Here is a 21,628-nt window from a genome sequence, read left to right as displayed (position 1 = left end):
TGCCCGTTACCAGTATATTTATTGTTTCCACTTCTCAAACCATTCTGTCATAAAGGTATCTGGAGCTTCTCCCAATTCATCGAATAATAAGTTATAGAATCGCTCATATTGTTCTTTTACAGCAACACCGTCACCTAAAACAGCATAGATTTTCATCAATGTAAAATAACTATAGCCTGCATAGGAATACTGCTCTTGAATCTTATGGCAAAGCGAAATCGCAGCAGAGTAATCCTGCCTATTCATTAAAAAATCTGTGATTGTTACAGCATGATTGAACCATAGCAAGCTCAATCGTTGACGCTCGTTATCCGCCCACTCAAAATCATATTCCTTAAGATAAGCGTCTCTGTATAAACGCATGATTTCATGATGGTCTTGAATGTTATGTTCTGTAATTGGCAGAAGCTGTTTAATGCCCATCTCCCACTCTTCCACATCTATCACTATCTCGCCTTTTTCCAAAATATAACCTTCATCACCGCTCATAATGCGCATATTTAAATTCTGTTGGTTAAGTGTTTTTCTAAGCTGGTAGACGGTGGTATAGAGATTGGTATAGGCTTTTTCCAGCTCATAATCAGGCCAAATTATCGTAATCAGAGTATCCTTACGGACCGTTTGTCCATTTCGTTGCAATAAATAGATGAACAGCTCTTGGGCTTTAGCAGTCCGCCAACGGATCGGCTGAGGCTCCTGCATGGGAAATTCAATTTGCAAGGTGTCAAAAAGGCGCAACCGAATTAAACCCGCAGTGATTGGAACTGGGCTAGGAGCGTCTATATTATCTTTAATGCGCTGGAGTGCTTTAATCACGCGATCTTTACGGACAGGCTTTAATAAATAATCTAAAGCGTTAAGTTCAAAAGCATTAACTGCATATTCACTAAAAGCCGTTACGAATACTATTTTGATAGATGGATCTGTTTGGGAAAGTCGTTCTGCTACCTCAAGGCCACTTAACACCGGCATTTCTATATCAAGAAAAATCAGATCGGGTTTATCTCTAGCTGCTGCTTCCAAAACTTTGCGCGGATCCTGATATTTGCCTATGACTTCAATACCTTCGATTTCTTTCAACAGCTTTTCCATACTCCGTAAAGCCAATGGTTCATCGTCAGCGATAAAAACTCTCATTAGGACAAACTCCTTTTATTACAAAAATAGAATTCAGACCGCTACCTAAAGAGCAAATAATCTCTCGGTTTCGATCGGAATTCTATTAAGTGTACCATGATCTCTATGATTTGATAACCTTTAGTGTTAGCTTACTTGTCATTTAATGCCCCATCATCATAGCGGAATCTGCCTTTTCTGCATTTTCCTTCATCTCTTCTTCTGCAGCATTTGTTTTGGGTTTACGCAAGATTATCGCAATAACAGCACCTGCTGCAGCAATACATGCCGCTAGGAAAAAGGTGTCACCAAAGGCGTTTACCGAGGAACTAACCAGATTGCCAGAAGTATCCCCTGCGGCCATATGATCAGCGATTTTCGTCGAAAGATAGCCGGTTAATCCCGCTACTGCAAAGGAAACCATAACCTGCTGAGCAGCCGTTGTTAGCGGTGTAACCCGACTAACCAGACGTCTTGGAGCGGATTGAAGCACATGCGTATTAATTGCCATCATTGATAGACCCATTCCAGAGCCAATTAAGAACAGAGGAAGCATTACCATGAACAGCTTTGTATCCAATGTAACCTGAGACAATAAGAACAAGGCAACAGTTATAGTGGTCAACCCTGTCATAACCAATGGTCTTGCACCAATTTTGTCAAATAAACGTCCGCCAATGGGCATGAATATTCCTGCCGCAAGAGCTTGTGGAAGCATAATTAAACCCGTATGAAAGGATGAATATCCTCTAATGCTTTGCAAGAAATACGGAATCAAGACAATCGCACCGAACATTGCGATTTGTGTGATCCATGCGATTACAATCCCACGAGTGAAATCGGAGGAACGAAATACACGCAGCTCCAACAAAGGTTGTTTTTGACGAAGCTCTACAATAATAAACAATATTAAGGCAACTCCACCAACAATTAACCCAGTTAACGCCTCTGTGGAAGTCCAGCTTACTCTCCCACCTTCACTTACTCCATATGCGAGCGATGCGAAGGCTATTGGCCCAAGGATCATCCCAATGATATCTAAAGAAGGTACTGTTTTACGTTCAACATTAGGCAAGTATCGAAGACCGACTAGAACACCAATTATTCCAACTGGCAGGTTAATTAAGAAAATCCAATGCCAGCTAGCAAATTCAATTAACCAACCCGAGATAATCGGTCCTAATGCTGGAGCAAGAAGCATCGGAACTCCCAATACCCCCATAACAGCTCCCATTCTACCTGGAGGAGCAAGCTTGAATATCATCGCCATCCCAATTGGAGCTACCATTCCTCCGCCAATCCCTTGGATAATCCGGAAAATAATTAATTGCTCCGGGGTTTGTGCTAACGAGCAAAGCAAGGAGCCAAGGGTAAAAAAGGCAATTGTAAATAAATAAATCCGTTTTGCCCCAAACCGATCTGTCATCCAGCCAGCTAAAGGAATAACTGCAGATAACGCCAGCGTGTAGCCTGTTATAGTCCATTGCATCGTGGATAGTGTACTGTCAAAGGTTGTGACCAACCCGGGTAATGCAACATTGACGATTGTGCTATCTAAGATAACCATTATCATTCCAATGATAACTGCTAATAATGGTGCGATGATTGAGCGAATAGTTACCTCTTGCCCTGCAACTGCCGCTTGCTGTGTACCTTTTGCCATAATGAATAATCCTCTCATTCTTAACTGCCTGTATTTTAACTCCTTGGTTCATTATACACGTCGATTGTGAACGGAGTATGAATGAAACATTATTTTATTATAAACCAAAAAAACCGAAGATCTCTCTTCGGTTTGTATACATTCTATGAATATATAATTATTTAACGACAGCTTTCAGCACATCATCCATAATTAGTCCGTTAGCAATCGGATTTGCATTAAACCAATGACCGGAATTCACACTCGATATCCATTATTATTCTACCTCTAATAAATTCTTCAGAATACCTTGGTTCAGCGTAGCAATCAACATATGTGTTTCAGCAAAAACTAGATCAGTAACTGCACAATGAATGCCTAAGGATTGCAAAATGAGGCGATCCTGAAGCATGACGATTTTGAAGAGTCCATTATTCGAGCAAGCAAATACATTTCCTTTATAAGTTGCAAGCTTGTATATAAACATCCCCTCAAAAGCAACTGTAATAAAGCCGCCTTTCTTATTGCCAATGACCATGCTTCCATCTGCCAGCACACCGATCAAGCTTTTACGAAAAACAGCTATACTGGTTACCGCATGTTGAAATGCAAACTCATCCCAGCTACCTGTCAGCATGTCATAATAAGCAATTCCTGAAGAAAGGGCGATAAAAAGAAATTGAGGCGTCATTAGAAAATCGTAGCAAGAACGATTGGGATAAGCAAACGGCATCCATTCTCCTTCATCACTATACATAAGGCCGCAACGTGTCATAGCAAAAGTATTACAGCTATCCACTATATGATAACAAGGAATTTCAAGTCCCGCTGACTGCCATTTGTTGTTGTGGAGCATGAATAAACCTTTTTCCGTTGCCGCATAAATCTCAGTACCCATTCTCTGCAAACGATAGATTGTAACATCCGCAGGCAATCCCTCGCTGCATACTTGCCAGCTCCCATTTAAAGACATCCTTAGTATGCCCTGACCGAAAGTCCCCGCATAAACATAGCCCTCATCTGAGCTGACAATGGTTGAAAACCGGTATTCAGAGAGCTCTTGCAAGCTGCTTCACCTCCGTAAAGTGGCATTCTGCATTAAAAGGACAAGTATTGCATTCCAGTAAGGAGTTTGTTTTGCGATATGGATTGGTAGGCAGAAGCTGTTGAGTTAACCATAAATAATCAATGGCTTGTGTAATATCCTCCGTGCCTTTTGGCTCAATAATCGTCGTTTTACCTGATAATACAGAGAAAATTTCTATCCGACTTGGCAGACGAGCGAATGCTTTATGGCTAAAGAGAATCGCCATATGCTTAAAAACCGTTATAACATCTGAATCCTCATCCACCAATATTTTTTTAATTACAAAAGTTTGCTCAGACCACTCCACAACTTGAAAAATCATCGACAGCTCTGTTTGCAGCTCTTCAATCCAAGTTGAGAAGGTTTCAAAAAGAAACAACGGTGGTTCTTTAGCAAAATCTGCTGAGAAATGATCTAGTAAGGCAGTGGTTACATGGGCAAGAATTTGATTGTAATGTGCTTTCGATTCGAACAGGCGCATATTTATTTTCCAACGGGTATGGATAATCTCATAAATTCTTGCTTGCGATCTTGCCTCAACAGGCAAGCTATAAATATCATTAATCACATGGTTAACCGCGTATTGCACCATTTGCCGCCAGTGAAGCGAGTTGCTCTTCTCACCTTTAACATGCCGTTTATAATATTTGAAAGGACAGCGCATCAACTCTTCAAATTCGTAATCCTTAATCGGCGCTGATGCTAACGGATTATTGTTCAATTCCATGGGGAACACACATCGTTGCAAATTGTTTACCGAATGCTTTGCAAGCTTCTCTTTCTTTATCAGATGGAGTTAATTCAATCTTCAAACCGGGAATGACTATTCTAGCACCACGTTCTGTTAACTTTTCAATTAAAGTATCTACTGCTGTACCAAAAGAGTGATAATTAGAGTCGCACGAGCCGAATACTGCGGCAGGTTTATTGGATAGTTCCAAATCTTCCATCTCATCATAAAAGTCTAAGTAATCATCGGGCAATTCGCCATCTCCCCATGTATACGCACCTAGCACAATTCCATCATATTGCTCAAGCTCCTTGGCATTTGTATCAAAAGCTTCCTTCATCGTGACAACTCCGCCGGATTCTTGAATCCCCGCTGCTACCGCATTTGCCATTAGCTCCGTGTTCCCCGTCATACTTGCATAGACAATAATTATCTTACTCATTCGTATGAGTCCCCTTTGCAGTAAAATAGCCTACACTCATATTAAATGATAATGATTATCATTGTCAACATAATCCTGAAATTCATTACAAATGACTGGATTCCCCTCCATCAACAACAAGAGAAGATCCAGTAATGAATGAAGCTCGATTGCTCGCTAGGAATGCAACGGCTTCCCCGATTTCCACCGCCTCTGCAATTCGCCCAAGCGGGATGTTAAACGCCATATCCCTTTCTTTGCTCTCTCTTAATTCAGGTGATAGCTTATTCAAACGTTCCTCTACACCATTATTTCGCGTCATGCCAGGAAGGACTGAATTAACTCGGATTCCAAATGGAGCGCATTCCAATGCCATAGCTCTCGACATCGCGACAATGCCTCCTTTTATAGCTGCATATACAGTAAATAGCTTGGCGGTTTGGAGGGCATGAACGGAGGCAATGTTAACAATCGCACCACTGCGTTTAGCTTTCATATGAGGTAATACCTTCTGAACAAATAGAAAGTGTCCTCTTAAATCTGTACCGATTACTTTATCCCACTCATCAAGTGTGACGTTCTCGATATTCCGATAATAGTGAGTACCCACATTATTGACCAGTATATCAAGAACCCCCCATCTTTCTAGTGTTCTATCAATAACATTCTGAATGTCGTCTGCTTTTGAAACATCGGTCCGAATGAACGTTATATGATCTTCATTAACTGATAACTCACGAACTGTCTGTTCACCCAGCTGCTCGTTCCAATCGGCGATCATTACTTTACAGCCTTCCCGCAGAAGTACTTCTACAATACCTCTGCCTATGCCAGACGCGCCACCGGTCACTATTGCTACCTTTCCAATCATATTCAGGCTTCCTCTCTGTCTGATTTACCAGTCTGCCACGGAACCGTCATCTTCATGAAACCAACGAGGCGTATCCCAATCTCCATCATAACGCTGGTCATGCAAAGCATCTTCATCGACTTCTATCCCCAATCCCGGAGCTGTTGGAATCTCCAGATAACCGTCCTTAACAATAAATGGAGTTTTTAGATACCCTTCCCCTAAAGTAGCATGCTCCTGAGCAAGAAAATTCGGTACATTAGCCGAAAGCTGAACACTTGCAGCTAGGTTGATTGGACCAAGCGGATTATGCGGAGCGAACCCACAATAATACGCTTCTGCCATTGCAGCGATTTTCTTGCCTTCCATAATCCCACCGCAATGGGCAAGATCTGGCTGTAAGATAGCAGCGGCCTGCTTCTCGAGAATTTCGCGGAATGCCCACTTAGTGAATAACCGCTCGCCCGTTGCAATGGGAATTGTAGTCGAGCGGGCAATGGTTACTAAGGTATCTACATTTTCCGGCAAACAAGGCTCTTCAATAAATATAGGATGGAATCGTTCCAGCTCCTTCGCCAAGCGAATCGCTAAAGCCGGGCTTACTCTTCCATGAAAATCAATTCCAAGATCGCAATTAGGTCCAATTGCATCACGGATCGCTTCAATTCTTGCAACCTCATGATTAATCCAAGCTGGCGTCTCCATTACATGCGCCATTTGATCAATTCCTGTTTTCATCATTGTGAAGCCTTTTTCCCGCCATTCCTTAGCATTCGCATAAGCTTCATCTGCTGAGCTGCCGCCTATGCCTTTATACATACGAATCCGGTTACGGACAGCTCCACCAAGCAATTGATACACGGGAACTCCCAACGATTTACCGAGGATATCCCACATAGCTTGTTCAATTCCACTTATGGCGCTGGATAGAATTGGCCCTCCTCGGTAAAAGGTCCCACGGTACATGGCCTGCCACAAATGCTCAATTCTCCGCGGATCTTGACCGATTAAATGCGGCTCAAACTCCTTAACTGCCATTTCTACAGTTCTTGATCTGCCTTCTACAATAGCTTCACCCCAACCCACTAGCCCTTCATCTGTTGACATTTTCAAGAAGGAAAACCGCGGTTTGACATGGAATATTTCGATTTTAGTGATTCTCATTTTCATTATCCCCTCAAGTTAATTTAATGTTGTGCTTATCTACCCTTTCACACCTGTAAAAGAAGCACCTTTTTCAATATATTTTTGGCAGGTGGCAAATACGATTAATAAAGGCACCATGCTTAATACTCCGATAGCCATAACTATGTTAGCCGGCGTTGTAGTTTGCAACGAATTTAAAGCAACAGTAATCGTCCAATTGTTCTGGCCCGTCGCAATAACCAAAGGCCACAAAAACTCATTCCAAACGGGTAAGAAAACCATCACCGTCACAACTGTAAAAATCGGGATCGACATCGGAAGCACAATTTGAATGAACTTCCTGACATCCGAAGCGCCATCCACTTCAGCAGCTTGCATCAGCTCGCGCGGCAATTGATCAAAAAATCCTTTGAATAAAAAGATAACAATTCCCCATGCCGTATGAGGCAGAATGATTCCCCACAGAGAATTCACCAGGTGAAGCTGATTCATGGTCAAATAAAGTGGAACAAGCAGCACGATATCTGGAACAGCTAATGTAGCAAGAAAAAACATAATCAACCACATCTGAATGGCTTTGCTACGGATGGTAAACGAAATTGCATAAGCTGCCAAAGACCCTAGAACAAGCTGAAGCGCAATAGAAGTTAGGGTGACGAAAGCACTATTATAAAAGAAGTGCAGATAGGATGAACCGCTGCTTGATTGAGCTTGACCTTTAAGGATAACAGCCCGATAGCTGTCAAATATGCTCCAAAAGCTTTTGGAAATCTCCATGCTCTGCGGTTTGCCTTTCACGAACTCAGTCGTTTGATAAAACTCTTGAAAATGTTGAACGATCTCAGAATCTGGGCTCGTGGTTGCTTGTTCAATTGGCTTGCCCTTATCTCCATACCATTTAAACGAAGAAAGCTTTTGCTTGCGAATCTCTGGAAGCTTATTATCCATACCAGTAGGATTGAAAAGGCTGGAAGGTACAATGAACTTGGCTGCAAAGCGGAAGGAATAACCTGCCGTTCTAGCACTATAAAGCAAATGACCATCTTTAACCCCTTGGATACTAACAGCCCCAATTAAATCTCGGCTATTCATTTTCCAAGGAAACCAGATTGCTTTCATCGCATCCTTTTCATAAAAATCAGCATTTTTCCCCTCTTGACCTGTATAATCCAAAGTGATCTGAATGGTTTCAGGGATGACAGGCAACCATTTTGGAGGATAAGCCGTTATCGATAATTCATCCTTCATCGAGGAGGAAATCATCCACACTAAAGGAAATAGCGCGGCAAGAATAAAAATCATTGTAATCAGGTAAGCCACAAACTTCATTGTACGCTGGCCTTTTTCTTTAATTTTATTATTAGTCATTGGATGCACCCCTTTCTTTAGTCAGATTCTCTTGAGAGACGCAATTGAATAAAGGTAATAATCGCCGTAATGATGAATAGAAAGAAAGAGATCGCACTTGCTGTACCAAAGCGTAATTCATTAAATGCTGAGTTGAATACGAGAATCGAGGCTACCATCGTGCTATTGGAAGGACCGCCTTGTGTGAACACATAAATGTTATCAAACGTATAAAGTGCCCCTGTTAAAAAGGCGATAAATTGGATGAGAATGATAAATCGAATGTTTGGCAATATAATCGCTGTAATTCTTCGCCAAGGTCCAGCCCCATCCATCTTAGCGGCTTCCAATATTTCTTGTGATACAGCACGAATTGCCGAAAAATATAACAGGATCGATATACCCGAGCTAGCAAAAATAGATGGCATCACAATAGAAAATTTCACCATATGAAGATCATTTAACCATAGATAAGGACCCAATCCGATCTTGCCTAAATAAAAATTCAACACTCCGAAATCCGGATTGTACATAAACTTCCAGATCAACACGGTAACAACGCCAGGAGCTATAGCCGGGATTTGATAGATAAAGCGAAATAGAACATTGCCGCGATGAATTTCGTTAAGCAATAACGCTTGGACAATGGGAATCCAAAAGGTTAAAAGCAAATATAATAAGGCAAAAATCAGTGTAATTCCAAATGCATGCCAAAAAGTAGCTGCCGTTAAACTCTGAATGAAATTATCTAAACCGACAAATTTACCCGGTGGATTTCCAATGTTATAGTCAAAAAAACTAATATAGATCATACGGAAGGTTGGATAATATTTAAATAACAGATAACAAATAATCGAAGGGGTAAGGAATAAGATAGGCACCCAGCGGATAACAATCTTTCGCTTAGTTTTTATTACTTGCTGCTTTTGCTTTGTTTCCATCATTAATTCCATATCATCACCCTTTTCTTGAAGGTAAATGTCGGGAGTCCAACTGCGGAATCCCGACATTCAGCTATTCATTCAGTAATTATTTAGCATTTTTTACATCTGCATTGTATTTATCGACAACTTCCTTTTGTGCTAAATCCTGTGCTTTTTGCAGCTCTGTTTTCGGATCAGCTTTGGCATCTAACAATATTTTCTGAACAGCACCCACTACATAAGGACTGAGTCTTTCCTTCAAGAAATATTCTAAATGCGGATCAGCTGCTGTTGCCGTAACCGCTGCCGTTAAATCTTCAGGAATATTGGAGAAGATTTTAGTTACATCTATATCAGAACGGACCTGCAGCAAATTTGGAAACCCGCCATTCTCAGCAGAGAATTTAAGCTTCTTCTCTGTGATTTCTTTGGAAGACATAAAGGTGATATAGGTCCAAGCTGCGTCTTGCTTCTCTGGACTAGTCTTAGCATTTATCGTCCAATACGCTCCACCAACCTGGCCTGGGTTTTTACCGGCTGGCCCTTTTGGAAAGGGCATTAATCCGATATCCTGAATGTTCATTCCCTTGCCTGTAAACCAATCTACACCGCCAATTTCAATCCCTACTTTACCTGCTGCAAAATCCTTCTGGTTATCATCTAAGCTTTGGATGACATTCTTTTGCACCACTTTGTCGGTCCATTTCAAATCTTTATAGAATTGCAAGGCTTGGACCACCGGCTCAGAAGTAAAGGTTAATGTAGCTGTATCATCGGCATTCTTCACCGTTAAATCTCCACCAGCTTGCCAAGGGAAATATTCAAAAAACCAATCGCCCCATTCCATACCAAGGATGTTGAAGCCGTACGTACCTTTAGCAGGATCTGTCAGCTTCTTGGCAACCTCTCTAAACTCTTCCCAGGTAGTTGGCGGCTTTTCAATGCCCGCTTCTTTAAACAGCTTCTTGTTGTATGCCATTGTCATTACGTAAGCATCACTCACTAAGCCGTAGTACTTGCCATCTTTCTTTCCAGCTTCCATTGTCGAGGGTAAGATTTTATCTTTATCCTCCCATGCACTAAAGCGATCGGTTATATCTAAGATAAATCCATTGGCAATATACTTTTGAACATCCGGAAAAGCTGCGCCATGCCATGCATCCGGACCTGACCCTCCTGCCATTGCAACTAAATATTGATCCCGATATTTAATCGGATCTAATTTCTCATGCTTAACCTTAATATTCGGGTATTTAGCATTAAAATCTGCAAATGTTTCCTCTTGAATCGTTTTATCTGCAGCATCATCAGCAGGTTGATCCCAAACTGAAATTTCGACAGCTGCTGCTGGTGCCGCAGTAACCGCCTCCGTAGGTGCTGCTGTTTCTGTCGCTTTAGCTGTTTCCGTTGCTTTAGCTGTTGCGCTTACTTCCGTACTAGCTGCCGGAGTGGTCTCAGTTGATCCTGATCCACAAGCTGACAATACAATTACGGAAGAAAGTAAAACGGTTACTAGCTTAAACGCCCCACTTTTCAACTTCATTTAAATGCCTCCCTAACTAAATTTTGATTACATTTAAATTGTATAGTAGGTACATTTTGTAATGAATACAATAATTTTACTTTTATCTATAAGTAATTCAACCTATTTAGCCATTTGATGCTTTTGTCGAAATTCATTCGGTGAAAACCCACGTTCTTTTTTGAAAACATTGCTAAAATATGCTGCACCTTCATACCCAACTAATTCGGCAATTTCCTGAATCTTCAGATTAGTGCCTATTAACCACTCTGATGCTTTATCTAGTCGCAGTTTTGTCAAATATTCCGAGTAGCTTTGACCATAGTTATCTTTAAATCGTCTAGAGAAATAAGTGGGATTAATGTAGAAACGATCTGCAATCAACTGGAGTGAAATGGGTGCGTGCAAATTCGAATCTAGATACCGTTTGATTTCACCCATTAAATCCTTGCTGGGATAATTCGCTTTTTTAGCTAAAAATGCCGTAATCTGTGATACTTGCTTACTAATCTGTTTAATAGCATCCTTCCAGCTTAATAAATTTTGTACCCAGAACTGGAGATCGTCCATTTCACCGATTAATAAATCCGTATCCTTGGTTTTCTCTATTAGAAACTTCCGCATAAGCAAATACATATCTACACAAAACCAATCCAAATGGACATAAGTAGAAGATGGGGTTTCCACAAGCTGTTTAATACGTTGTTCAACCCAGTCTAAGAGAGCGGTTTCATTGCCATCCGATAAAAGCTTAAACAACAGTCTTTCATCATGATCATTGATTACATTATGTCTCGAACTTGCTTGAGCATGGATCAAGCTATAGTCATAAATCTGATTTGTTCCCTTCAGCATTTTATTACGAATAGATAATTTAGCTAGTTGATAGGACTGCTGCATTAATGCCATTTGATCGACAAAGCTGCCAAGAGCAATTGTCACATCCAGCTTTAAACAGCGATTCACTCCTTGAAGCACATTGGCAAGCCATTCTTTAATGGCAAGGTTCTCATTTAAGTGGCTTACTCCCAGCAGGTAAACCATTTCATTTTGATGAATGGCATGCTGAAAGATAAAACCTTCGCAGCTAGCCTGTTTCATTTGGTCAGACATAATATTCTCAACAGCAAACCATATAAGATGCTCATCTCCAGCTCTAAAGGAATGATGCGGAAGCTTAAAAGACTCGAGCTCAAGCACGATCGCTAAAAAGTAAGGGTATTTTTGCTGAATATCTGTGTTATCTTCAGCAGTAAAAACAGCATTTCCGGAAGTTTGAATCATTCTCGTTAAATACTGCTTTCTTAAGCTTTCTCGGTTCAATTCATTGTCCTGCTTTAGTTTATTCATTACCCCCAGGTTTCTTCTCATAGCTTCAATTTTTAGAATGACCTTGCTTAGAACATGATGTAATTCTATTTCATCAACAGGCTTCAAAATGTAATCTGAAATCCCATATTTCATTGCCCGCTTGGCATATTCAAAATCGCTGTAACCGCTAACAATAATAAAAAAGATCTGGGGATTTTGTTCCAAAGCCTGCTCAATAAAGTCTAATCCATTCATTTCGGGCATACGAATATCCGTAATCACAATATCAGGCATTTCCTGCTTTATCAGCTGCAGCCCCTCTTCGCCATCTCCAGCTTCACCTATTATCATCAGGGGTAACGCATAGGTTTGAATTTTGGCAATGATTCCTTTGCGTTGAATCGTTTCATCATCTAAGATAAGCACCTTCATGGTCATTCCACTCACTCCTTCCTTAAACAACTGTTTTCATCAACCGTATGGATACCTCAGTTCCACTGCCTAGCTGACTCTCAATCGTTAAACCATAAGCTTCTCCATATATCAATTTTAAGCGTGAATGTGCATTAACTACACCAATTGAGCTGCGCTGACGGTCTATAGAGAAATCAGTCATTGAGACCTCATTGAGATTTGTTTGTAAAACGCTAAGCTGCTCGTCATTCATCCCGATTCCATCATCCTTAACACTAATGACTACATCATGCTCATTTAGCGATACAACTTTAATCCAGATTTGGCCACCTCTGCGCAGCCCCTCTATACCATGGATAATGCTGTTCTCCACAATTGGCTGAAATAACAGCTTTGGGATCCTCATGGACTCAAGCTCTGGCTCCAGCCAAATATCGTATGTTAAACGAGATTCATAACGAATTTGCTGAATCATCAGATATTGCTTTATTTGTTGAATCTCCTCACCTAATGTAGAAAAACTTCCGCCATTTACGTTATAACGCATCATCTGCGCAAGAGAATGACAGATATCGCGAATGCTTTTGTTATCCCCTTGGATAGCTGCTAAGCTTTCAATCGTTCCCAAAGTATTATAGAGAAAGTGCGGATTGATTTGTGATTGCAGCGCTTTGATTTCCGCATCTTTTTTCTTCAGCTCTGTTTCATAAACCTTTACAATAAGTCGATCAATTTCCCTAGTCATTTTATTAAACCCTGCAACAAAAAAACCAATTTCGTCATTCGTTTCTACAGGCACAGCAATTTTATAATTGCCTTGCTCAATTTGCCGCATCCCTTTTCGTAAACGTCTAATTGGAACCAATACTCGTGATGATAATAGACTCGCCAAGAGCATAGCTGCTAATAAACACACAAACCCAATGAGGATCGTTTTTTGGGCTACAGCATTGACTTGCTCTAATAAAACATTAACTGGAACCTTCCCAACTAGAATCCAATCGGTATTGAGCAAGCTTCGATAAACAACCAAGGATTTCTGGTTTTGATCCTTGACGAATGTATAAGGATCTTCATGGTATTTATTCCATTCTATTAAATTTGTTTCCTCAAACAATGGCTCTCCGATATTCGAAGCCTCTGTGCTAAGGATGATTCTACTATCTTGTTTATTGACTAAAAAAAACTCTCCGTGATCTTGTATCCTTAATGCACTCAACCAACTTTGCAGCTTATCAAAGGATAGGATGACTATCATATTGCCTACGATCGGCTGCTGTTCTGCATATACATCCTTCAAGGCTTGTGTATAAGCGATGGATTGAATGGTTTGTTTTTTCTGTGCATCATATATATCCGTTAATACCCAAGCTTCTTTTCCATTGTTCTTTAACGCAATTTGGCTTAACTTTATCTTTTCACTTGCAAAAAGGTTCCTGTCTTCGTAATACTTTTTATTAGTGATTTTTTGGATGCGTTCATTGCCTTCTTTATCGTTGACCAATAAAATTTCTATAAGTGAATTGTTATTTTGCATTATCGAAAATTTGTAATCGAAATAGCTTAATTTATCTGAATTTTCCGGAAAATTCTTAACTAGTCTCTGTAGTTCTTCATCGCCAAAAAAACTCCAGGCATCATTCTTAATATTGCCCATTTGCAGTTGCAAGGTTTGAACAGCCTGCTCCGTAGTCCGTTCCATAGTTGAGATTGCATTTTGTTTAATACTATCCGAGGTTTCAAAGTAAAAATTTGCTCCTAGTGAAGTCACTGTTATGATAATAATGGCAAAGAAAGCAAGCAGCATTTTTCTATAAAAAGAGCGCTTGATGTATTGAATGGGAGCCATTATCCATGCCCAAATCCTCTTCATAGTACAATCAATCTCCCCTTTCTTTAACCTTTAATTGATTATAACAATCATAACATGAGATTAGCTTCTTGTTAGGCATCTCCTGAAGAAAGGTTGAATTATTGATAGCCAAAAGTAAAAATATTTATATAAATTCTGCTTAACCTTAAGATAATCCTTCTATAGCAGCGGGCTGGTGTGATGATTTATAAACACGAATGCGTAGTTTGAGAAGAATACTTGATTTAAAGCGGCCCCGACGCTTTAAATCCTACTTTTCTGCAGTTTGGCTTGTTTTAAAGCGGCCCCGACGCTTTAAATCCTACTTTTCTGCTGCATAGCTTGATTTAAAGCGGCCCCGACGCTTTAAATCATCCTTTTCTGCTGCATAGCTTGATTTAAAGCGGTCTCGACGCTTTAAATCCTCCTTTACTGCTGCATGGCTTGATTTAAAGCGGCACCGACGCTTTAAATCATCCTTTTCTGCTGCATAGCTTGATTTAAAGCGGCCCCGACGCTTTAAATCATCCTTTTCTGCTGCATAGCTTGATTTAAAGCGGCCCCGACGCTTTAAATCCTACTTTTCCGCTGCTTGGCTTGTTTTAAAGCGGCCCCGACGCTTTAAATCCTACTTTTCCGCTGCTTGGCTTGTTTTAAAGCGGCCCCGACGCTTTAAATCCTACTTTTCTGCTGCATAGCTTGATTTAAAGCGGCCCCGACGCTTTAAATCATCCTTTTCTGCTGCATAGCTTGATTTAAAGCGGCCCCGACGCTTTAAATCCTACTTTTCCGCTGCTTGGCTTGTTTTAAAGCGGCCCCGACGCTTTAAATCCTACTTTTCCGCTGCTTGGCTTGTTTTAAAGCGGCCCCGACGCTTTAAATCCTACTTTTCTGCTGCATGGCTTGATTTAAAGCGGTATTGACGCTTTAAATCTTCCATTTCTGCAGTTTGGCTCGGTAAAAACCTACCTACTTAAACACAAAAAAACCAATCAGCGGATGCTTAGTCCGACTGATTGGTTTGCTATTAATCATTACTTATTGAATTGAGCGCTGTGCAGCTTGCTATAAATCCCGCCAGCGGCAATTAAATCATCATGTTTCCCTTGCTCAGCGATTCCATTCTCATTGACTACAATGATGCGATCTGCGTTCTTAATCGTCGTTAAGCGATGTGCAATCACCAAGGTTGTTCTTCCCACAGAGAGCTCGAATAGTGATTTCTGAATCGCTACTTCGGTTTCTGTGTCCAAGGCAGAAGTGGCTTCATCCAAAATCAGGATCGGTGGATTCTTCAGAAACATTCTAGCAATAGATAAACGCTGCTTCTGCCCGCCTGATAGCTTAACTCCACGCTCGCCAATGATGGTATCCAATCCTTCTGGCAGCTTGAGAATAAAATCTTCCAGCGAAGCTCGTTCTGCCGCTTTCCAAATCTCTGCTTCTGAAGCACTTAAATCTCCGTAAGCGATATTCTCTCGAATCGTACCCGAGAACAAGAATACATCCTGCTGAACAATTCCAATATGCTTACGCAAAGATTCAAGCTGTATATTCCTAATATCCATGCCGTCTACGGTAATGCTGCCTTCATTCACATCATAGAATCTAGGCAATAAGCTGCATATGGTTGTTTTTCCGGCTCCTGATGGTCCAACAAAAGCTACCGTTTCGCCAGCATGCACGGTTAAATCAATATTACTTAGAATCTTACTGCTTTTCTCATAGCCAAATGACACATTGTTAAAGTTGATCTCTCCCACAACCTTATTCAGCTTTACAGCATTGGGTACATCGGCAATATCTGGCTCCGTATCAAGAATTTCAACATAACGTTTGAATCCGGCAATCCCCTTGGGATAGGTTTCAATGACTGAACTGATCTTCTCAATTGGGCGAACGAATACGGTCGAAAGCAACAAAAAGGCTAAGAAATCTCCCATATTAATTTTGCCGCGAATGAAAAACCAAGCTCCACAAATCATCACAATTACGGTAATGAGCCGCATCATCATATAACTGATCGACATACTTTTTGCCATTGTTTTATACGCTAGCAGCTTGGTTTCACGAAAATTCTGGTTATCGATCGCAAACATTTTTTTCTCATGCTTCTCGTTAGCAAATGATTGTACAACGCGAATCCCACCTACATTATCCTCAATCCGCGCATTAAAGTTACCTACATTACCAAACAATTGCTGATAGGTTTTAGTCATCCTTCCACCGAAAACAATGATCAGCCATGCCATCACCGGAATTAAGATAAACGTCAATAAGGCAAGCTCTAAATTAATATAAGCCATCAGAGAGAAGGCTCCCACTAAAGTCATGACTGCAATAAAAGCATCCTCGGGTCCATGATGGGCAATCTCGCCAATATCGTTCAAATCGTTGGTAATCCGTCCAATGAGATGGCCTGTTTTGTGATTATCAAAAAAACGAAAGCTTAGCTTCTGAATTTGACTAAACATTTTACGACGCATATCCGTTTCGATATTAATTCCTAGCATATGTCCCCAATAAGTAACAATAAAATTCAAGGTTGTGTTAAGCGCATAGATAGCCAAAAGCCCCGCACATGCTGCAACGATAATCGGCCAATTCTCTCCGGGCAGCAGATCATTAATAAATTTACTTACAGCAAGCGGAAAAGCTAATTCAAGCAATCCTGCAACAACCGCGCAACCAAAATCAAGAAAAAACAGCCCTTTATAAGGCCTATAATAGGAAAAAAACCGACTTAACATCTCTAATATCACTCACTTTCACTACTAAATTGGAAAAAAATAAACCATTCAATTTGCATTGAACGATTTATATGGAATGGCTTTTACTGTTAATCCCTTAGAAATTAAAGTTGAAATCTTCGTCTGTAATTGGCTCCACATGAATAGCTCGTACGTAACCATTCCCCTTTTTAGAGAAAAAATCATGCTGCTTAGTACGGGTACTGATGCCATTAAACACGATAGGATTAACTTCTTCCTCTGGAAAAGCTGGATCTAATGCCAAATTCATCAATGCTTTATTAGCATTATACCGCACAAATCGCTTAACGTCTTCCTGTAAACCAAGTCCGCTGTACAATTCATCGGTATAGGATTCTTCATTTGTGTGCAAACGATTCAATAATGCGTAAAGCTCTGCAGTAACTTCCTTTTGTTCAACAGCATCTAAATCACGGAAAACCTCTTGAGCCAGTACTCCAACATAAAGTCCATGTATACTCTCATCCCGCAGAATCAAATCGATTACTTCACCGCTGCTAGTCATTTTGCCCTGCCCCGCAAGGTATAACGGGTAGAAGAATCCACTATAGAACAAGTAGCTTTCTAAAAGAACTGAAGCCGCCATCGCCATGAATAAGCTTCGTGCAGAATTAATGTTCTGATAACAGTCCGATACCAATTGTGCTTTTAGCTGCAAAGAGGGATTCGTTTCTACCCACTTGAATAGCTTATCAATTTCCTCTGTTGTTGCAAGCGTTGTAAAAATACTGCTGTATGATTTAGCATGAATTTGCTCCATCATTCCCATAAAACCAAGCACAGCTTTCCGCTGTAAGCCGTCTACATGCTCAAGCAGCTTTGGCATACCAATGCCGCCCTGAATCGTATCTAATAGTGTCAGGCCACCTAACACTTTCATGTATAGTTCGCGTTCCGCTTCACTTAATTTTATCCAAGACATTTTGTCATCCGAAAGTGGAATTTCTTCATCGGTCCAGAATTGCATAATATTCTGATTCCAGAACGTGCTGGTATAATCGTCATCTGGCCTGTTCCAGTTTACAGCTTTAAAGGTTACTGCTGTTTTAGCAGGAGCTTCTTCCCATTTAACATTCATTGTGTTTATTCCTTCCTTGGCTTAAATTCTCCTATTAAACGGCACAGCTGATGCATTCTTCTACAGTAAGATGGTTCGTACGCGTGTAATAAAGCGACTTCAAGCCCATTTTGGCAGCATAAACATAGAAACGAGATAAGTCACGAGTCGTCACATCACTATTTACATGAAGAACGGTTGAGATTCCTTGATCAATATGTGTGCTAATCTCGGCAATAAGATCGATAACCTTGAACTGATTGATTTGATAAGCGGATTTGTAGTAAAAATAATTGTTGATCGACATATAAGGCATTGGATAAAAGGTAGTTGAATTCGCATAAGTTCTTGTTTCAATCTGCTCTACAATCGGCATTACACTCGAGGTTGCATTCTGAATATAGGAGATACTCTGTGTAGGTGCAATGGCAAGTCGATATGCATGGTACAAGCCATGCTTCATGACTAGCTGCTTGAGATTACTCCAATCCGCAAGCGTAGGAATCTGAATCCCTTCGAAAAGTGCCTTAACCTTATCCGTTGTTGGGCTATAATCGTTTAGCTCATATTTAGTGAAATAAGTCCCCTTGGCATACTCAGACAGCTCAAAATCCTTAAAACGGATATCTCGCTCTCTAGCAATTTCCATGCTCTTCTCAAGGGAATGATAGTTCAGCATCATGAAGAAGGCTCTTGCAAATTCTTTAGCCTCATCACTTTCATAGGCAATTAAGTTTTTAGCTAAATAACCATGAAGATTCATCGCACCAAGCCCAACTGAATGCAGTTCGGAATTGGCTTTAACAACTCCAGGTGCGTTAGCAACACGTGTCATATCGCTGACTGCTGTTAGAGCAATCATTCCTTCATGTACGGATTCCTTGATCTTCTTATGCTCCATTACATTGGTAATGTTCAGTGAAGCCAGGTTGCAGCTTATATCTCGACGGATTAAATCGGGCTGACCATAATCACCGATCTCCGAAACTTCCTGTAGTTGAAAAATCTCTGTGCATAGATTGGACATTTTGACTGTACCAATATCTTTAAGCGCATGATCTTTATTCGCATTCGATTTATTCATGATATATGGATAGCCTGATTCTAGCTGAATCGTTGCGATTTTGGTTAGCATATCACGTGCACTCATGATGATTTTTTTCTTCACTAGGGTGTTGGCTAGTAGTTCTTCATACATTTCATCTAAATCTAAATCATCCAAATGCTTGCCGTAAGCGGAATATACAGTATGAGGTGCAAAAATGTACAAAGGCTGATTCTCTTCAGCAAGCTTGTAGAAACGATTAGGTACGATTAGTCCTATAGATAACGTTTTAATCCGATTCTTCTCATCTGCATTGATTTTCTTACAATCTAGAAACTCAAGTACATCCCAGCCGAAAATATTATAATAAGCCGCTCCAGAGCCTTTGCGTTGGCCCATTTGATCCGCGTAGGAGAAAGCATCCTCCATCAGCTTCAAGATCGGCATAACACCCTTTGCAGCGCCTTCTACACCCTTAATAGATTCGCCACGGCCACGAAGCTTGGACAAATTGACGGCAACACCGCCACCTATCTTGGAAAGCTGCATACAAGTACCTAATCCGTAATTAATAGAGTTGAGCGAATCATCCACTTCTAGTAAATAACAGGAAACCATCTCACCGCGACGGCTCTTGCCTGCATTAAGAAAAGTAGGTGTGGCTGGCTGTACACGTTGCTCCATCATGGATCGTGTCAGTGTCTTAGCAACCTCAACCTCTCCACGTGCTAGATGCAGTGCTGTAATCGAAACACGATCTGCATAATGCTCAAGATAGGTCGACTGATCATTACTCTTCAAGGCATAATCTGTATAAAATTTCGATGCTGCCATGTACGATTGGAATTGAAAATCATAGCTGTTGGCAGTTGCATAGACGTCTTCAATCTCTGCTAATGTATATTTATCATAAAGATTTTCGTAAAAATCATTATCGATCATAAAGTTTACCTTTTGCTTCGTATCCGTGAAAGCTTTGCTTTTGCTATAGACGTCCTCCATGAAAACCACTACTGCTTCGCGATCCTTCTCTAGCTTGAAAAATCCGTTCTCATGTCTTTGCATCAATTCATTATTTAATTCAATATACCGCAACCGCGCTCACCTCTCTCCGAAAATATTCCACATCTGATGATGTCCCAGACAATTCAAATTTGCTTATTATAGGCACATTGAACATTTGCGCAATTCGATCTGCGCTTTTAGCGAATCCATCTCCCCAGTTGCGATTGCCGCTAGCCGACACACCTTTTAACTGGTTGTAATTCTTATGTAGGAAAGCTAAAACTTTATCTGGTATTTGACCAAATCCAGTTGTGTATGTAATTAAAACGAACGGTTCCGCTATAGCGATAACCTCATCAATCTTCACAGTACGCATTGCTAATTTATCAACAAACCTACTAACATTGCCTGTTCGTGAATCATAAGCTACCAACAAACCGCCCAACTCCTATCAGAATCTTCTTCGACAAATCATGCTGGCCATTACGTCTATATATAGTCGATAGACTCAAATTTATATCAATATATGGTGATTGTCAATGGGTCTCAAGGTAAATTTCTTTACAGAAAATTAATAACTAAAAGAAGAATTGCACAGCAAAAAAAGCCGTCCCTGTCAACTAGGGACGACCAGAAAAAAAGGTTAATTATCTTAATTATTAGGAGGGTTATCAGCCAATCGCTGCTTCCCAAATCTCAGCATTTGTCGCTTTCAGCTTGTCATAAACAATATTCTCACGAATGGAACCGGAGAATAAGAAAACATCCTGCTGCACTATTTCGATCTGCCCCTGCAATGAAGCCAGCTTAATTTGACTAATATCAATGTCGTCAATGGTAATTGTACCCGAGTCTATTTGGTAAAAGCGCGGTAATAAACAGCACAAGGTCGTTTTGCCTGCTCCAGACGGACCTACAAAGGCTATAGTTTCTCCAGTATGGATCTACAGGTCAACCTTCGTCAATATCTTAGCTTCATTCTCATAGCCAAACACAAACAAGCACGAACAACATAATTAACCTCATTAATAAATAACTATTCGAGCAATTTTGTGCTTGAATTTTATAGGAAATAAACTTGGTTTGCCGATACTGTTCATTGCTTTGTACGAATAACGCTTTTTCATGAGTTTCATTAGCAATTCATTCGGCGGAAGGCTATCATCATTTTACGATGACGATGAGCAATAAATGTATATCGATGAATTGTTCAGGAAACAACTCCGATCTCTAAAGTCTGGATACCCGAAAAATAAGTAGCCATATAGAGCTTATCCTGATAAATATCAATATCTGCAACTAAACAATCATTTTTAACTGAAATCAGTTGAATCTCACCATCTATGAATCCCAATCGGAACAAACCTTTATTTGTACAGAGGAATACAT

17 protein-coding genes and 1 pseudogene are annotated in these 21,628 nt (G+C 40.5%); all 18 read right to left on the bottom strand.

Features of this window, described 5'->3' with window-relative positions; all coding sequences use genetic code 11:
- Positions 1–18: 18 nt before the first annotated feature.
- The 18 genes and pseudogenes from EHS13_RS14330 to EHS13_RS14245 all read right to left on the bottom strand — a co-directional run bounded on the left by EHS13_RS14330 (position 19) and on the right by EHS13_RS14245 (position 21,593).
- Complete coding sequence (locus tag EHS13_RS14330) at positions 19–1,137, bottom strand: response regulator (RefSeq protein WP_155700991.1); 1,119 nt, start codon at positions 1,135–1,137, stop codon at positions 19–21.
- A 142-nt stretch (positions 1,138–1,279) separates the two neighbouring features.
- Complete coding sequence (locus EHS13_RS14325; RefSeq protein WP_155700990.1) at positions 1,280–2,779, bottom strand: DHA2 family efflux MFS transporter permease subunit; 1,500 nt, start codon at positions 2,777–2,779, stop codon at positions 1,280–1,282.
- A 256-nt stretch (positions 2,780–3,035) separates the two neighbouring features.
- Positions 3,036–3,824 carry a hypothetical protein gene (locus EHS13_RS14320; protein ID WP_155700989.1) on the bottom strand — a complete coding sequence of 263 codons (789 nt, stop codon included), beginning with the start codon at positions 3,822–3,824 and terminating at the stop codon, positions 3,036–3,038.
- Positions 3,808–4,572, bottom strand: coding sequence for a hypothetical protein (locus EHS13_RS14315; RefSeq protein WP_155700988.1), 765 nt, complete (start codon positions 4,570–4,572; stop codon positions 3,808–3,810). Before EHS13_RS14315 ends, EHS13_RS14320 begins: the two co-directional genes overlap by 17 nt.
- On the bottom strand, positions 4,556–5,017 hold the full coding sequence (locus EHS13_RS14310; RefSeq protein WP_155700987.1) for a flavodoxin: 462 nt from the start codon (positions 5,015–5,017) through the stop codon (positions 4,556–4,558). Before EHS13_RS14310 ends, EHS13_RS14315 begins: the two co-directional genes overlap by 17 nt.
- A gap of 85 nt (positions 5,018–5,102) precedes the next feature.
- Positions 5,103–5,867 carry an SDR family NAD(P)-dependent oxidoreductase gene (locus EHS13_RS14305; protein ID WP_155700986.1) on the bottom strand — a complete coding sequence of 255 codons (765 nt, stop codon included), beginning with the start codon at positions 5,865–5,867 and terminating at the stop codon, positions 5,103–5,105.
- A gap of 24 nt (positions 5,868–5,891) precedes the next feature.
- Positions 5,892–7,010: a galactonate dehydratase gene (gene dgoD / locus EHS13_RS14300; RefSeq protein ID WP_155700985.1), complete on the bottom strand. Its 1,119-nt coding sequence runs from the start codon at positions 7,008–7,010 to the stop codon at positions 5,892–5,894.
- A 39-nt stretch (positions 7,011–7,049) separates the two neighbouring features.
- Complete coding sequence (locus tag EHS13_RS14295) at positions 7,050–8,360, bottom strand: carbohydrate ABC transporter permease (RefSeq protein ID WP_155700984.1); 1,311 nt, start codon at positions 8,358–8,360, stop codon at positions 7,050–7,052.
- Between the two features lie 17 nt (positions 8,361–8,377).
- Complete coding sequence (locus EHS13_RS14290; RefSeq protein WP_227013938.1) at positions 8,378–9,292, bottom strand: carbohydrate ABC transporter permease; 915 nt, start codon at positions 9,290–9,292, stop codon at positions 8,378–8,380.
- Between the two features lie 76 nt (positions 9,293–9,368).
- Positions 9,369–10,805: an extracellular solute-binding protein gene (locus EHS13_RS14285; RefSeq protein ID WP_155700983.1), complete on the bottom strand. Its 1,437-nt coding sequence runs from the start codon at positions 10,803–10,805 to the stop codon at positions 9,369–9,371.
- A 102-nt stretch (positions 10,806–10,907) separates the two neighbouring features.
- Entirely contained in the window at positions 10,908–12,533 is a 1,626-nt protein-coding gene (locus tag EHS13_RS14280; RefSeq protein WP_155700982.1) for a response regulator transcription factor, read from the bottom strand.
- 16 nt (positions 12,534–12,549) lie between these two features.
- Positions 12,550–14,382 carry a cache domain-containing sensor histidine kinase gene (locus EHS13_RS14275; RefSeq protein WP_155700981.1) on the bottom strand — a complete coding sequence of 611 codons (1,833 nt, stop codon included), beginning with the start codon at positions 14,380–14,382 and terminating at the stop codon, positions 12,550–12,552.
- Between the two features lie 1,013 nt (positions 14,383–15,395).
- The gene (locus EHS13_RS14270) at positions 15,396–17,111 is read right to left on the bottom strand and encodes an ABC transporter ATP-binding protein (protein ID WP_155700980.1); all 1,716 of its coding nucleotides are present in this window, start codon (positions 17,109–17,111) and stop codon (positions 15,396–15,398) included.
- A 97-nt stretch (positions 17,112–17,208) separates the two neighbouring features.
- Entirely contained in the window at positions 17,209–18,210 is a 1,002-nt protein-coding gene (nrdF, locus tag EHS13_RS14265) for a class 1b ribonucleoside-diphosphate reductase subunit beta (RefSeq protein ID WP_155700979.1), read from the bottom strand.
- A gap of 34 nt (positions 18,211–18,244) precedes the next feature.
- A complete protein-coding gene (gene nrdE, locus EHS13_RS14260; RefSeq protein ID WP_155700978.1) occupies positions 18,245–20,329 on the bottom strand; it encodes a class 1b ribonucleoside-diphosphate reductase subunit alpha in 2,085 nt (694 codons plus the stop codon).
- The gene (gene nrdI, locus EHS13_RS14255) at positions 20,316–20,675 is read right to left on the bottom strand and encodes a class Ib ribonucleoside-diphosphate reductase assembly flavoprotein NrdI (RefSeq protein WP_155700977.1); all 360 of its coding nucleotides are present in this window, start codon (positions 20,673–20,675) and stop codon (positions 20,316–20,318) included. Before nrdI ends, nrdE begins: the two co-directional genes overlap by 14 nt.
- A gap of 244 nt (positions 20,676–20,919) precedes the next feature.
- Positions 20,920–21,379, bottom strand: a pseudogene (locus tag EHS13_RS14250) (ATP-binding cassette domain-containing protein); the annotation flags it as partial.
- Between the two features lie 70 nt (positions 21,380–21,449).
- The gene (locus EHS13_RS14245) at positions 21,450–21,593 is read right to left on the bottom strand and encodes a hypothetical protein (protein WP_162463109.1); all 144 of its coding nucleotides are present in this window, start codon (positions 21,591–21,593) and stop codon (positions 21,450–21,452) included.
- Positions 21,594–21,628 lie beyond the last annotated feature (35 nt).

This window comes from Paenibacillus psychroresistens, from assembly GCF_009728935.1.
Classification (GTDB): domain Bacteria; phylum Bacillota; class Bacilli; order Paenibacillales; family NBRC-103111; genus Paenibacillus_AC; species Paenibacillus_AC psychroresistens.
The sequence above is the reverse complement of the archived record's forward strand: the minus strand, read 5'-3'. Positions and strand labels throughout refer to the sequence as shown.